The organism is Flavobacterium sp. CHNK8, from assembly GCF_019774515.1.
In the GTDB taxonomy this organism is placed as follows: Bacteria; Bacteroidota; Bacteroidia; order Flavobacteriales; family Flavobacteriaceae; genus Flavobacterium; species Flavobacterium tiangeerense.
Genome location: NZ_CP081492.1, coordinates 2,044,804 through 2,060,353, shown reverse-complemented (window position 1 = coordinate 2,060,353; position 15,550 = coordinate 2,044,804). Strand labels below are relative to the sequence as shown.

Sequence of the window (15,550 nt, the reverse complement as noted above, 5' to 3'; positions counted from 1 at the left end):
AGCTTTTGCAAATAGATATTCTTATTCTACAATTGTTTATCGTTAATTACATGCTAAACTTTTAGTCCTTTTTTAAATTTTTTATTGCTACTGAGATCTTTTTTCAAGAACTGAAGTACTGGTTTTAGACTTTCAATGGGGCTTTCTTCCATTGGAGTATGACCGGTATTTTGTATAATAGCTAAGGAATTATGAGGCAAATCTTTATGAAACTTCGTTGCATTTTCTAATGGAATTAATAAATCTTCAGATCCCCATAGTATCAGTGTAGGCTGCTTGATTGTTTTGATGTTCTTGTAAGCTGAAGTGTCTTTTTCTATCGTAAAACGGTCTACAAATGCCTGACGATTACCTTCTCTCAAAGTTAGTTCATAGTAACGATCAACTAAATCTGGCGTCACTTTCGATTTGTCAAAATAAATATTTTCGACACTTGCTTGTACTATAAAATGCGGCGTAATATAAGTTAGAATTTTATTTAAAACGGGAGTTTGGCCAATTTTAAAAGCAACTGGTACACTTTTAGAAATTTGCCGATATCCTGCTGCATCTATTAAAATCAATTTTTCAACCATTTTAGGTTGTGCAACCGCAAAATTCCAAGCGATTTCTCCTCCTAGAGAATTACCAGCTAAAATGCATTGCTTAACTTTTATAGCATCCAAAAAGGTTTTGATAAATTCAGTGTAATGTTGAATCGAATAATTGCGATCAGGAAATGGTCCGGTTAAGCCATAGGCAGGCAAATCCATTCGGATCACGCGATTGGTTATTTTTAAACGGTTCGCCCACGCATCAAAGGTATGCAAACTGGATGCCGTGCCGTGAATAAGGACAATAGGGATGGTATCCTGTTGATTGCCTTCATCACGATAATGAACATTCATTCCGTCAATTGAAATAAAGGAGGAAGCCTCATTCGTATACTTTGTTTTCAAGTATATAAATGGAATATCACGATGACCAAAAAACAGCAGTATGGCGATAATAGCGATAGCTAAAAAGCCTCCAATAATTTTTATAAACTTAATTAAGTATTTCATCGACCTCCACTGATTGTTTGATGATAATTTCTTCCAATTTTTTGAAAGGAATTTGGTCCATCGCATGTTCTGCAATTGCTGTGATAGACAAAGATGGATTTACCCCAGGATTTGCTGAAATCATTGAACCATCTATGATATAGAGATTTTCGTATCCAAAAACTTTATTGTTTTTATCAATTACACCTTCACTAGCATTTGATCCCATCACTGCACCACCTAATATGTGAGCTGTAGAAGGAATTCCAGCGATAGTTTCTACGGCAAAAGAAGTACTGACACCATTTACAGCCTCACTGTATTCTTTGATCAATTGAACAGACTCTGGAATAAAAGGAGACGGTTTTTTACCTTTACTAACGGTTGAATTCATGAATCCAAAAAAGTTGATTTTGAGTTTTAGTGTACTGTCTAATGTTTGCATAAAAAGCAGTACTACCGTTTTTTTTGCCCAACTGTTTCTCAAATAAATTGTAAAATAATTTGCTGGCGACTTTACTAAAGCACCAATAACTTTAGCAATCCGAACAAAAGCGTTACTGCCTGTTACATATGGAAAGTGAATTAATTTCCACGCATTTGAACCTTCAGAATAGCGGCAAATTTCTAGGTGACTGTTTTCATCTGTATCTAAAATACTTCCGATGGCAACTCCTTTTGAAAAGTTTTTCTCTTTGTCAAGTGTGGAAACACTAACAAGAGTTTCATTATTAGTTCTAATGTCTTCCCCCAATCGATCTGAAATATTGGGTAATGATTTTGTCTTTAGTTGCAGTAGTAATTTAATAGTTCCTAACACACCACCAGAAAAAATGACTCCTTTGCTCTTAATGGTGCTTTTTTTGGTAAAAAATTGTGTACTTGTTTTTATGGAAACTTCGTAGCCATGGGTGCCATCTGAAGTATTGATTGGTTTAACATCATAGACTTCCTGCTCCGCCATAATAACCGCTCCATAATGTTGTGCGAGGTACAAATAATTCTTGTCAAGGGTGTTTTTAGAATTGTTTCTGCAGCCTGTCATGCAAGCACCGCAAAAATTGCAACCTGTTCTTTCAGGTCCTATTCCGTCAAAATAGGGGTCTTTTTTAGTAACGTTTTCTTCTCCAAAATAAACGGCAACATTTGTGGCATCAAATTTATCTTCCATACCCAATTTCTGGGCTACTTTTTGTAATCCAAGATCACCATCAAATAATTTAGGATTTTTAGCGGCGCCAAGCATTTTTAGTGCTTCTTGATAAAAAGGCGCGAGTTCTTTTTCCCAATCGTTCAAGGTACTCCAGCTTCCAGTTTTAAAAAAGGTAGATTTTGGAATGGGTAGCGTATTGGCGTAGACCAAAGAACCTCCACCAACACCAGTTCCCGAAAGAACAGCGACATGTTTAAAAATGGTAAGTTTCATGATACCAAAAAAACGGAGACTAGGTAACCAAAGCCATTTTTTAAAATTCCAGTTGGTTTTGGGAAAATCCGCTGCTTGAAACCATTTTCCTTTTTCGATCACGACTACTTTATACCCTTTTTTTGATAGTCGCAAGGCACTCACAGAACCACCAAAACCAGTACCTACAATAACATAATCGTATTCCATTGTATTTGTTTGATTATAATTTACCGCAAAGTTTGGATCGATGCTTTTGTAATTTTGTTTTTCTCAAATGTATAAAATGTTTTAATCTTAATAGAATAGTCTTGTCAATAATTCGTTGACTTTGTAAAATATATTTGGCTGTACTGATGTGATTGGCAAACTCAAAAATGAAATTCACTTTTTAAGGCAACAGTCTTTATTGGCTATAATAGCCGATACATTGCTAAAATTATCCATTTTTATGCTAACGTAAATTGAGGTCTTGAAAAAAGCTTATGCAATGCTATATTATTTAATCCATCCAACTTTTTTTTTCCAAAGATTAATTTCTATTTCTCTTTCAAAAAGGTTTTTTGGAACTGTTTGATTTTCATTTTCTGCTTGTAGTCTTATTTTTTGTGTTTGTTCTTCTATAGTATTTAAACCAATTTTTAATCTTCGAATGTTTACCATCGATAAATCATCGCACATATTTGGACTTAAGACACCATTTTTGTCCCAATCAAATTGAGTCCCAAATAATTGAGGTTTTCTCTCCAATACCGCTATTCTATCTGATAAACGAGCCAAATTTTCTTCGTAATTTTTATTTTCAACTATCCTGTTCTCTAAAATCTTCAAACATTTTTCATGAATTCAGGTTCGCTAATCGCATGTTGTATAATTAGCCACGCAGATTCACTTGCTTCAATTCCAACTTTTTCAACAGTAGGAAAACCTACTTCATCAATAATCGTATTGAGTTTTTTTGCATTGCTAATGTGAAGATTTTCCATTTCAAGAGCATAACCATGAGAGAGCTTTTTTTGCTCAATCAATTTTTGTCTTAATTCTAAATCCTTATTTTTTAATTTGATTATTTCATTTGCAATTTCAGAATAATTCATTTTATTAGAAAATTTTCGGTTTTAAAAATAGCTATTCCTTTCAGTCTATCTAAAAAAATGTTTTAAAAGTTGGAAGTTTTTCAGTTGTTATTTTCCAACCTTTTCAATTGGCCTGAAACGTAAAGCACTCCAAGTCTCATCAATAGATATTGCAGTTACTGTCGTAATGCCGAAATCTTCACCTGTCATACTAATTGTGTCTCTATTGATATCAGTTTTAATTTTTGATGTGCCTTTTGGATATGCAAACCATAAAACACTATCGTGTTCAATATTTTTTAAAACTGTTGTAAGAAAGTCTAAATATTCTTTCTTATTGTTTATAAAAATTAACGTGTTTGTGCTTTTATTTTTTTTATCAAAAGTTAGTTTAAAATCAAGTTTTAAAAATTCACTCTCCAAGGCTGATGGAGCATTAATGATTACTCCATTGTTTTTAAATTTAAATTTTTTTATGATCTCTTGCATTTTTTTTGTAAATATTCTATTAAAAATTGACGAGGGTTAAATGATAAAAATAGCAAATAATTAGGTCTAATATTTCCCATCTGATTTGATTTTTAAAACTTCAAATTCCTAAGCTTTGTATTTTCATCAATCATATTATTTAAAAGTATTTCTCTTTTCTCCATGTTTTTTTTAAAATATTTCACCACTTTTTAATGTGATTACAGTAGGTTCTATTTGTGAAAAACAAATGTTAATTGTAAAAATCAATAGCATTGATAGTAATTTTTATTTCATAGTTTGTAAGTTATTATCCGATTAATTTTCGGTTTTAAAAATAGCTATTCCTTTCAGTATGTCTTAAAAACTGCTTTTAACGCTTTTAAGTTATTGCAACTTTTTTGATCTTATAAAAATCATAGCAATGGCAGTTGTCACGATTCCCATCAGCAAAGCACCTATTGCACCTTGTTTAGCATAATTTGAATAGTTAAAGTTTGCTTCTGCTTCAGCAATCGATTTGAAGTAACCAATTTCAACAGAGCGTTTAATCACATTCGGAAAATATTCTGGTGAAATTATATATGAAATGATCCATTGAGTCAACGGACTTAATAATGCAATGATAACAGACAAAATTATACCCGAAATAAGCCCTTGTTTATAACTCATTTGGCCACCATAATAAACCTTCTTTTTTTCTTGTAACGCCATAACCATAAATCCTATAGCTGGAATTGCAAACAGGTTTGTAAGATAAAAATGGTAGTCAATATAGGTACTATGGAGTCCGCTCAACTTTTCTAATACCATCCAAAGTAATGTCATAATAGAGAATAAAATTGCCCATTTGATTTCAATTTTTAATTTTTTCATGGTCTATTTTTTAAGTTAGTTTCATATAGTTTTATCCATTCCCTAAGCCGTATCTTTCATAATATTACCATAAACTTAAGTTATATAAAAACTTTTAAACGAATACGTTATGGTTAATTATATAGTAAATATATTTGATTTAAATTACAAATTAAATTTTTTCTGGTAAAAGTTGCTTTTTGAGTATAAGAATAAACCGAAGTATAAAATGATTTAAAATCGCTATTTGAGTTCTAAAAAAGTAAATTCTTCCACTTCCAGTTCTAGTTATGAAAAATCTAGAAACAGCTGAATGAGCAGCACATGTTGGCTTGAGAGATGGTTACATCGCGTGATGCGAAAAGGGTATTTAACTTCAATCTTCTAATATGATGTACTGTATTATGACCTTAGAGTTTAAGAATAATTGGCTGGTTGCTAATCACCAAAAAGTACGTTCTTTCAGACATATACGCACGTATTTAAAAGTATATTTTGGGTGAAAACCTCATATACAATTTGACGTTGTTGCCGTTTTGATTGCGGAACTTAATGCATCAATTAAAGTGTTATTGTACCACAACTGCTTATTTTTTTCATCTATAGACGTAAAGAAACGCTGCTGATACAATCAGTTTTTGGTTTATTTATAGTATTATTTAGTTTTCTTTGCAGGTAATGTAAAATAAAAAGAAGAACCTGCGCCTTCTGTACTTTCTACCCAAATTTTACCTCCATTTTTTTCTACAAAGCCTTTCGATAATATTAATCCGATACCGGCTTCTTTATCCTTTTTCCATGTATTTGAAATAGTGGTTATTTCAGGTGTAAAGAGTTTATCTTTTATATTTTTTGTAATGCCAATTCCATCATCTTTTATCTCAATGATAATTGAATTTTCTTTTGTTTTCGCACGAACTACAATTTTGCCGTCTTTATGCGAATATTTTATTGCATTGTTGAGTAAGCTATGGAGTATAGAAGACAGCATTTCGCTGTCTGCAAAAACATTTATATTTTTCTTTATGTTGTTATGAAGGTGAACCTTATTTGCAACAGCAATGTCATTTAGCGCATCAAACACTTTTTTAACATCGGTATAAAGATCAATTTTTACGGGAGCAAAAGCTTCTGATGCATATTTTATTCTTGCCCATTCTACTAAATAATCCAACAGGTTTAATTGCTGTTTTGACGTTATATGAAGTAGTTGGAGCATTTCTTTTGTTGCATCCTTATCCATTTTATCAAAATTTTTATTCAGATATTCAGCAGTACCTGTTATACCTGTTAGTAGGGTTCTAAAATCATGTGAAAGTATAAAAAGTATACTTTCTTTATGCACGCTAAGTTCTTCTACATCTCTTGCATACTTTTCTGCATTCTGTCTCTCGGTTAGGTCTCGAAGGATTTTAACATACCCTTTTAATTCTCCATCTTCACCTTTTAAAGGATAAACTAGTCCGTATACATAAAATTTGCTTCCGTCTTTACGAATGTGCCATCTGTTGTCTGCAGCTTTTCCGTCTTGTAGTGCTTTTTTAATTTCAGCTTTTGGCAGGCCTTTGGTTTTGTCATCTTCAGTAAAAATGATATCAAAATCTTTCCCCAATATTTCTTCTACTTCATATTGAAATAATTGTGTTGAGCCTGAACTCCAGCTGTTTATTTTTAAGTCATTATCCATTGAAAAAATGGAATAATCAGGCATGCTGTCTATGACTTGACTAAAAAACTCTGCTGAAAGGATGTGCTCACCTTCGGGTGCGCTTGATTTTTTATTTTTCATCTGATTGGTTTAGAAATACTTTTTAGGGTTAAATTGCTGCTATTTGATTCCTTTTTTCTAGCGTTAATAATTCAAATTCACTCCAAAACCTAATCCCATATCACTATCGAAATGTGTTTTAATGCTAACGTTTCTTTTAATAATATAGCGTATTCCTGCCATGTATTCTTTATCGGTATTCCACATCAAATCCATTCTTAATCTTTTTGAAACGGGAATGTCCATTCGTTCAAATTGCAATCTGAAATTACCATCTGTAAAAACTTCGGCTTGTGCTTTTATAAGCATGGGCAATGTGTATTCTAATCCTGCACTAAATACAGAACGTTCGTCTTTGGTGCTACCTTGTCCAAAAACATTTTTCTCCATTTCACCATCTTCCATTTTTCTGTATCGCCAATCAAATCCAACAAACGGCATAATCCATTGCATTTTGCCAATGTAACGCCCAATGTGTGTTTCTGTTTCATAACCGTGCATGTTGTTATAACCCAATCTCCATTCTGTTCCGATGCTCCATCTTGTGTTGCTAAACATTGCCATTCCGTCGTTTCCATTCGTAGCAAAATCATTTTCTGCCATAAGATGAAATTTTCGGTCTTCGCCAAATAATTTTCGTTGTGCTAATTTTGGATTTGGTATTAATGGATTTGGTGCTTGATTTTCATACGTAAAAACTCTGCCCATTCCTGCCATCATGTGATAGAGGATATGACAATGAAAAAACCAATCGCCCTCTACATTAGCGTTAAATTCTAAAACATCCGTTTCCATCGGCATAATGTCGATGATGTTTTTGAGTGGTGCGTAATCGCCTTGTCCGTTAAGAATTCTAAAATCGTGTCCATGCAAGTGCATCGGGTGTCGCATCATGGAACCGTTGTATATTGTGATGCGAACATTCTCGCCTTTTTTGATTAAAATTTTATCGGTTTCAGAAACTACTTTATTGTCTAAACTCCAAACATAACGGTTCATATTTCCTGACAATTCAAATCGCAATTCTTTAACCGGTGCGTCTTTAGGTAGCGTTGTCTTTGTTGGAGACTTTAACATGGCGTAATTTAACGTTACAATTTCCGAAAGTTTATTACTGTTATAATCGTCTTCGTTGCTGCTTGATGCATGCGCGGCCATTTTCATTTCATTCCCATTGTGTTTAGAATGATCCATTTTTTTACCGTCACTTTTTTCTGCTTTGTCTTTACTCTTGCCGTTTTTCTGATCTCCAGTAATTTCGGGATACATAACTACGTTCATATCCATCTGATTGTAGGACATACTCATTCCCATATCGTCTAAATCACCGTTCATTTTCATCATATCATTCATCATTTTCATTCCTTCAAAATATTTTAATTTTGGTAGGGGAGAGGTAAGCTGTTTGATGCCATCACCTAAATAAAGTGATGCTGATTTTGTGCGGTCTTCAGAAGTAACCAAAAATTCATAAGCGGTTTTATCGGCAGGAATGGTAACAATTACATCGTAAGTTTCGGAAACGGCAACAATTAATCTATCCACTTCTACTGGTTCTACATCGTTACCATCATTAGCAACAACAGTCATTTTTCCGCCTGCATAATTGAGCCAAAAGTAGGTTGATGCACCACCATTTGAAATTCGTAATCGCACTTTATCGCCACCTTTGAATTGAGATAATTGGCTTTCGTTTTTACCGTTAATTAAGAATTTATTGTAATAGACATCACTCACATCCATTGCGTTCATTCGTTTCCATTCGTTCGTTACTTTGGTTTTGAAATGTCCTTGTTGGATTGCTTCGGCATAACTTTGCGTGGTACCTTTTTGAATGGCAAACCAATCGGTTGCGTTATGCAACATGCGGTGTACGTTATTTGGATTTACGTCTGTCCATTCACTTAAAAGTATTGGTACGCTTGGCAAATCATCAATTCCTTTTCTAAATGTTGGATCGTTTGGTTTTTTGAGCATTATAAAGCTGCCGTACATCCCGATTTGTTCTTGTAAACCCGAATGACTATGGTACCAATGTGTTCCGTTTTGAATGATTGGAAATGTATATTTGTGAGTAGTGTTTGGTTCAATTGGCATTTGGGTTAAATAAGGAACGCCATCTTCTTTGTTTGGTAAAAATAATCCGTGCCAATGCAATGAGGTACTTTCTTTTAGCTCGTTATGTACATAAATTTCTGCAATGTCACCTTCGGTAAAAGTGAGGGTTGGCATCGGAATTTGTCCGTTTACAGCAATGGCATGTTTTGGTTTGTCACCAAAAGTTACTAGTGTATCACGAACAAATAAATCATAACGAACGATTTTTTGAGCTGATGATATTGTTGAAATAAAAGAAAGACACAAGCTTAAAACAATTATTTTTGAGTTGTACGTATTGCAGCCCGACTTGAACGGAGCTCTTTTTTGCGAAGCGTAACGGGGCAAAAAAAGCGGGAGTGGAAGGCGGAATAGCTGCCCAAATGATTTTAATTTCATAATTTTTTTTTAAATCAGTATACATAACATAATGCCACTCATTGCAATCATCAATGCATCTTCAATAATAGTTACAGTACTCATGGGTAAATTGAAAACTGCTCCCAAACAGGCACATTGAATTTTCTTTTTGTTTAAGACGGATTGTAATACGCCAATGATACTGATACTCATTACGACTACTGTAAGTGAATTAGTTAGTATGGGATTAAAATTGATTAGAAACGCAATTCCCAATCCTAATTCAATAAAAACATACAGGTATGCCCATGCTGGAATTTTTTTTGCTAGAACATCATACATCACATAACTTTCAGCAAAACCTTTGATATTTAGTAATTTAAAAAAAGAGAAAATAAGAAAGAATCCTGACATAAAATGTCTCATTGCTTGCATAAAGTCAAATTTTGTATTTTGCGTTTGCACCAATGTAGTTACTAATAAAATGTAGAAAAAGATCAGCAAAATGGGTTTGTAGGTTTCAAACCATGATTTTGTTTTTTTACCAATTTCACTGTGATTGATTGCTGATATTTGGTATTTTGTGTCTAAAACGTGTTGTAAGTTGGGTAAAGCAATGTGTTTATCCATTGTAATAGTTGCGGTTTCAGTATCTTTTGAAACGGTAACATTTGTAACATTTTCTATTGTTAGTAGAGCCGATTTTACTTTTGCTTCACAACTTGAACAGGTCATTCCTAGTACTGTGTAGGTGTGTGTCATGAGTTTGTATAATTAAAATCAACTTCACAAAAAATAATGCAAAGTTGATTTATTAGATTTTAAAATAGTATTGAATTACATAACAGTTTCAGTTAATGGCATTCCGCATTTTGAACATTCACTGTTTAATTCACCTTGAACTTCTGGGTGCATCGGACAAGAAAAAATTTTGGTTGCCACTTCCTTTTTGGTTGTTTCTTTTACAAATACGGTGTCTTTTTCAATCAGTACAGTATTACTATCTGTACTTGTTCCATCATTTGTAATCACAGTTGTGTCAGTTACTACTATTTCATTTTCAGTTGTTGTTGCTTCTTTGCTTTTTTGGTTGCAAGAAATAGTTACTAATGCCAATACTACGGCTGTTAAAATTACATTTTTCATTTTTTTTATTTTTAAAAAACAAAACAAAATACTTTTTTAGATAAGTAGTTAGTCTTGAATTGATTATATTTTTACTTCTTGCAGATTTCTGCACATTTTCTATCTGCAATATTACAATGTCTTTGTATTTAGAATGTTACAGATTTATTTGTTTAAGTTGTGTAATTCACATTTCAATTACTTTATAGTCTCTACAACTTTACCACAGCTCAGCATCATTGAGCCATAATACGGATTTTTAACTGTATTTTCTTTGCTTAACCAGTTGGCCCCTTTACCATTGTTTGCCATTGGACAAAATTGGTAGTATGTTGGTGTTTTTTGTTTTGAGACTTTAATTAAAGCGTACATATTTGCTGAAAGCGTATCAAAATGATCTCTTTGTTTTTTCGCTTCTTTTGTGTTTGCAATGATTTGAGTATCTACTTTTATGGTTTTTAAAACTTTCATCCAAACGGTGTGTTGGTTTGTATTTAAAGTTTCCATTTTGACAGCATTTATTGCTGAAAGCAATTCTTTTGCTTTTGTAGATGCTGTGTTTCCGTCTGTTTTTACTAAAGCATTTTTAACCTCAAAATAGTTGTCGAAAACAGCTTTTAGTTGGTTGGTTTCCATCGTCTGTTTACTAGCACTTGGTTTTTTTGCTTCAACCGTTGTTTTTTCTGAATGATTTGCGTGTTCACTGTGGTCTTCTGCAACAATTTCTTTTTTAGGTTCTGTTTTTACATCAATTTTTGCTTCTCTATCGTATTGGCAACAGCCAGGAAGTTTTGAATATGCGTTATCAGGCGCAAGAAATTTTTCACTGTCATAACCAGATAATGCGATACGTTTTAAAATTTCATCTGGATTTGTTTTTTTGCTATCATACGTTACTGTAGCCATTTTTGTATCTGCGTTCCAATCTACAGTAGCTACATTTTTTATATTACCAGCTTTTTCGATTGCTGTTTCACACATCCCGCAGTTCCCATATATTTTTACTGTTTGTTGCGACAGTTCGGTATCGCTCGAGTTGGTTACTGAACTATTATTTTGTGCGTTGGATACTGTAAAAGATACCAATACTGTGATTGCTACCCATGTTTTTGACATTAGTTTCATTTTAATAAATTTTAATATTTGATATATAAATAATTTTGAAAACAATGTATTTGTTTTCGACAAGACCGTTTTATGGGTGTTAAAGTTCTAAATTATTATATTTTTGGCGGAAGCCAAACGGAGGTAAAACCTGAAGAAATAAAGGTTTCTGAATGGTGAAATTTTGGTTTTTCAGTGGAAAAATTAAAATTATTGTTGTTAAATTCTATTTCGTTGAACGAAATTAAACTAAAGTTTACTGTTGATGTGGTGCAGTTTGAATGACCACATTTTCCGCCACAACTATTGTCTTCTTCATTAGATTGTGTTTTTTTACAACACTCTTTCTTTTCGGTTTTAGAAGTCGCTTCTTTTTTGTTACACTCTTTTTCAGTTTTAGTTCCACATGCATAACCCAAAGATGGCAACAAAAAGAAGCCAAGCGATAGCATTATAATTAATATGTGTAACCTTTTTTTCATTTGTCAAAGATAAGGCGTAATTCTAAAATATTATGTTAATTTTCAGCAGGGTTTTGAGTGATTTGTGTAGCAAAGCGGTAGCAGTTACTATTTCGTTGCCAGATAACAGGCGTGGAGTAGCAAACGTATTTTTCTATTTTATAAAAACCAAACAAAGGAAGATAAACATCCTGAAAGTGAATTCTAGAGGTCGTTTTTGACAGCCTGATGTGCGTTCGCTTTTTTCTAGTTGCTAATTTTTTTTCAGCTATCTTCTGATAAATTGTAGTCCAAAATACCCTGGTGTATGGTCCAAAATGTTTAGGATCTCTGAGAATATTTGATCTTCATTATAAAAGATAATTTACTCAATCGGTTTTTTGGAGCGCCTTAATTATTTTACTGTATAGCAGTTGTTCATCAACAGGTTTAGAGACATAATCGTTCATTCCCATAGCTTGGGCTTTTTCTAAATCAACAGAAGTAACATCTGCAGTTAGTGCTATGATGGGAATATCAGATTTCATAATGTTACGCACGTATGCGGTTGCATCAAAGCCATTCATTTCGGGCATTTGTAAATCCATTAGCACCAGGTCGTACTTATTTTGTTCTAGTTTTTCAATCGCAATTTTTCCGTTGCCCGCAATGTCTACATCAAAGCCAAAGTCAGCAAGTATAATTTTAATTAAAAGTTGATTCAGTGGCATGTCTTCGGCAACCAATATGTTTATTTTTTTAACCTCGGCTTGAATGTTTGAAACCGATTCCGATTGCTGTTCTATTTTTTGATTTGTTTTAGCAAATTTTAATTGGAAACTAAAGGCTGATCCTTTGCGTAATTCGCTTTCCACGCGTATAGTGCCACCTTGTTGTTCTATTAATTTTTTAACGATGGTTAGCCCAAGACCAGTACCTCCATATAGGCGTGAGTTTTCATAAGTTGCTTGTCCAAAATCTTCAAAAATATGTTCGAGTTTGGTTTTGTGGATTCCAATTCCGGTGTCGGTTATGGTAAATTCAATAGTTATTTGCTCTGAATCTTGTTTAAGCAAGGAAACACAAATGGTTATTTTTCCTGCGTTCGTAAACTTAACAGCATTGCTTATTAGATTCAAAATGATTTGTCGCAACCGAATAGAATCGCCCATTATAATTTCGGGTATTGCGGTGTCAAATTGTTTTACCATTTCTAAATTTTTCTCCTTTATTTTCATATCGAATAATTGGAGCATTGATGAGAGCGAATCAGCTAAATTGAACGGAGTTTCTTCAAAAGTCATTTTACCAGCATCTACTTTGGCAAGGTCAAGAATATCGTTAATTAAAACAAGCAGGGCATCCCCTGAATCCTTAATTGCCGTTAAGTAGTCTTCCTGACTTTTGTCTAATTTCGATTTTAAGAGTACATTCGTAAACCCTATAATGGCGTTCATAGGAGTTCGTATTTCGTGGCTCATGTTGCTCAAAAATTGTTGCTTGGCTTGCATGGCATCCTCAGCAGCAATTTGCGCAGTTTCGGCTTTGTATTTAGCATCTTTCTGCTCGTGAATATCGGTATTAGTTCCTACCCACATTTTTATTTTTCCGTTTTCATCTTTAATGGGTAAAGCTCTGCTTAAATGCCATTTGTATGCACCGTGTTTATTTAAGATTCGGCATTCCATATCAAAAATTTCTCCTGTTTTAAAGGAGTTTGACCAATTTGTTTTAGTCATCTCCACGTCATCGGGGTGAATTACTTTTTCCCATCCCCAACCTTTTAATTTTTCAAACTCTAGTCCGGTGTCATCCAACCATTTTTTATTAAAATAAATCACATTACCCTTTGTGTCGGCATTGGTTATTTTTTGAGGCATAGAATCTAAAATCTGTCTTAAATTCCTTTCGCTTTCTATAATTCCCCTTTTTGCAATCACCTGCTCAGTTACTTCATTACCAATAATAGTAATACCTGAAATAGTTTGGTCCGCTTCTAAATAAGGCTGGAAAACAAAATTGAAAAAATACTCTTCCTTTATATTTCCATGCATATTTTTGGGGCTCTGTACTTCAATACCATGAAAAGGAATACCGGTGGCACGCACCTCATCAAGCATATCTAGGAATGTGGTGTTTTTAAGTTCGGGCATAATTTCAAGTAGCGATTTACCTTCTATATCGTTTCCTCTTCCCCACACTTCTTTAATCTGGTCGTTGGCAAGTTCAATAATCAGATCTTTACCTTTTAACACGGCAAAAGTAAATGGCGAATTCATCAGCATCATGTTATATCGCTTATCGCTTTCTTCTATTTTTTTGCGCGCCATCACCATTTCTGTTACTTCATACGCTATTTGTGTAACACCAGAAATGGAGTTGTCTGCGTCATAATAGGGTTGGAAAACAACGTTAAAATATTTATGCTTTAGCTTACCATTGTAGGTTACTTTCCCGAGTATTTCATTGGCATAGAATGGAATACCTGTTGTGTATACTTTGTCAATCATTTCAGGAAATGGCTGATCCTTAATTTCCGGTAATATTTCCAAAAGCGTTTTTCCTTCTACATCTTTACCTTTTCCCCAAAAATCTTTCATTAAATCGTTAGCAAGGGTAACCACCATGTCTTTTCCTTTTACTACACAAAAAGCAAATGGCGAATCCATAAGCATCATGTAATACCGATTGCTAATTTCTTCTATTTTCTTCAATGCTTTCTGGTCTGCATTGTGTAGTGTGGCTAATGCATTTTTTACAATCACAGCTGCTGTTACTTCATAAGCAATAATGGTTATCCCAGAAATAGTCTCATCTGCTTCCAAATAAGGTTGATACACAAAATTGAAATAAACATCCTCCAATTTACCATTGCGAAAAACCGGGCAAAGTACCTCATCTCCGCAAAAAGGAGTACCGCTGGTATAAACCTTATCGAGCAAATCGGGAAATTCGGAATCTTTGATCTCAGGTAAAACTTCAAGTAGAGTCTTTCCTTCTAAGTCCTTGCCTTTTCCCCACATTTCTTTTACGGAATCATTGGCAAGAGTAATTACCATATTTTTTCCCTTGAGTATAGCAAAACCAAAAGGTGATTTAAGAAGCATCATGTTGTATCGCTTTTCGCTTTCCTCCAGCTGCTTTATGGCTTTTTGCTCTGCATCAAGTTGCGCTACCAGTGTTTCATTTTCAGTAACATCATCAGAACGCTGAATGATATATTGTACGTTATTATTATGATCTAGAATAGGGGAGTTCACTACTTTCCAATACTTTGTTTCAAATCCACCACCTTCGGATGCGGGTTTAGGAATATCGTATCTTATTACCGGCAAGGTATCGGCAGTTTTATTCTTCATCACGCGGTTGAAAGAAGCTCGAATCGTACTTTCTCCATTTGGGTTTTTATTGTCTGGATTAGATGGAAAAACATAAAAAATGTCTTGTCCAGTAATGCACTCACGGGTAGTTTTGGTTTTTCTAATAAAATCGTCTGAAGCAGCAATAATGATAAAGCTGATATCTATAACAAGCATCAATGCGGGAGACTGCTCGAATATCCTGATGTAATCTTTTGCATCCATATGTTTGTAAATATCAGATAAAAAATCCGATTAATGAATGTAAAAGGTTGCCAATGATTTTATATTTGCTTGCTTAAAAATATCGGTATATCAAATGAAGTTCGCTTTATCAGAATTTTGACTGATGGGAAGCATAAGGATTTGCCACTTAGAAATGGCTGGGAGTTAGTAAACGCTCATTTGTCGTATAAAGGGAAGCTTAGAAAAAGGTAATTCTACAAAATACAGCTAGCTAAAATTGCTAGT

At 33.7% G+C, this 15,550-nt stretch carries 13 protein-coding genes; all 13 read right to left on the bottom strand.

From position 1 onward, the window contains the following. Positions 1-53: 53 nt before the first annotated feature. A complete protein-coding gene (locus K5V07_RS08750; protein ID WP_221917161.1) occupies positions 54-1,043 on the bottom strand; it encodes an alpha/beta fold hydrolase in 990 nt (329 codons plus the stop codon). Then, positions 1,027-2,637: a GMC oxidoreductase gene (locus K5V07_RS08745; protein WP_221917160.1), complete on the bottom strand. Its 1,611-nt coding sequence runs from the start codon at positions 2,635-2,637 to the stop codon at positions 1,027-1,029. Before K5V07_RS08745 ends, K5V07_RS08750 begins: the two co-directional genes overlap by 17 nt. Before the next feature lie 288 nt (positions 2,638-2,925). Then, positions 2,926-3,258, bottom strand: a complete 333-nt coding sequence (locus K5V07_RS15030; RefSeq protein ID WP_255577874.1) for a hypothetical protein — start codon at positions 3,256-3,258, stop codon at positions 2,926-2,928. Continuing rightward, positions 3,255-3,524 carry a hypothetical protein gene (locus tag K5V07_RS15025; RefSeq protein WP_255577871.1) on the bottom strand — a complete coding sequence of 90 codons (270 nt, stop codon included), beginning with the start codon at positions 3,522-3,524 and terminating at the stop codon, positions 3,255-3,257. Before K5V07_RS15025 ends, K5V07_RS15030 begins: the two co-directional genes overlap by 4 nt. An 87-nt stretch (positions 3,525-3,611) precedes the next feature. Next, positions 3,612-3,992, bottom strand: a complete 381-nt coding sequence (locus K5V07_RS08735) for a hypothetical protein (protein WP_221917159.1) — start codon at positions 3,990-3,992, stop codon at positions 3,612-3,614. 366 nt (positions 3,993-4,358) lie between these two features. After that, positions 4,359-4,847 (bottom strand): DUF4199 domain-containing protein, encoded by a 489-nt coding sequence (locus K5V07_RS08730; RefSeq protein ID WP_221917158.1) that lies wholly within the window; start codon positions 4,845-4,847, stop codon positions 4,359-4,361. A 634-nt stretch (positions 4,848-5,481) separates the two neighbouring features. After that, positions 5,482-6,615 carry a PAS domain-containing sensor histidine kinase gene (locus tag K5V07_RS08725; RefSeq protein ID WP_221917157.1) on the bottom strand — a complete coding sequence of 378 codons (1,134 nt, stop codon included), beginning with the start codon at positions 6,613-6,615 and terminating at the stop codon, positions 5,482-5,484. Between the two features lie 63 nt (positions 6,616-6,678). Continuing rightward, on the bottom strand, positions 6,679-9,090 hold the full coding sequence (locus K5V07_RS08720) for a multicopper oxidase domain-containing protein (RefSeq protein WP_255577870.1): 2,412 nt from the start codon (positions 9,088-9,090) through the stop codon (positions 6,679-6,681). A gap of 9 nt (positions 9,091-9,099) precedes the next feature. Next, positions 9,100-9,813: a heavy-metal-associated domain-containing protein gene (locus K5V07_RS08715; RefSeq protein WP_221917156.1), complete on the bottom strand. Its 714-nt coding sequence runs from the start codon at positions 9,811-9,813 to the stop codon at positions 9,100-9,102. Positions 9,814-9,888: 75 nt separating this feature from the next. Beyond that, positions 9,889-10,197: a heavy metal-binding domain-containing protein gene (locus K5V07_RS15020; protein WP_255577869.1), complete on the bottom strand. Its 309-nt coding sequence runs from the start codon at positions 10,195-10,197 to the stop codon at positions 9,889-9,891. Positions 10,198-10,374: 177 nt separating this feature from the next. Beyond that, positions 10,375-11,301 carry a DUF3347 domain-containing protein gene (locus K5V07_RS08705; protein ID WP_221917155.1) on the bottom strand — a complete coding sequence of 309 codons (927 nt, stop codon included), beginning with the start codon at positions 11,299-11,301 and terminating at the stop codon, positions 10,375-10,377. Between the two features lie 95 nt (positions 11,302-11,396). Beyond that, positions 11,397-11,762, bottom strand: a complete 366-nt coding sequence (locus K5V07_RS08700) for a hypothetical protein (RefSeq protein ID WP_221917154.1) — start codon at positions 11,760-11,762, stop codon at positions 11,397-11,399. 347 nt (positions 11,763-12,109) lie between these two features. Beyond that, positions 12,110-15,304, bottom strand: a complete 3,195-nt coding sequence (locus K5V07_RS08695) for a PAS domain S-box protein (RefSeq protein ID WP_221917153.1) — start codon at positions 15,302-15,304, stop codon at positions 12,110-12,112. Positions 15,305-15,550: the final 246 nt, after the last annotated feature.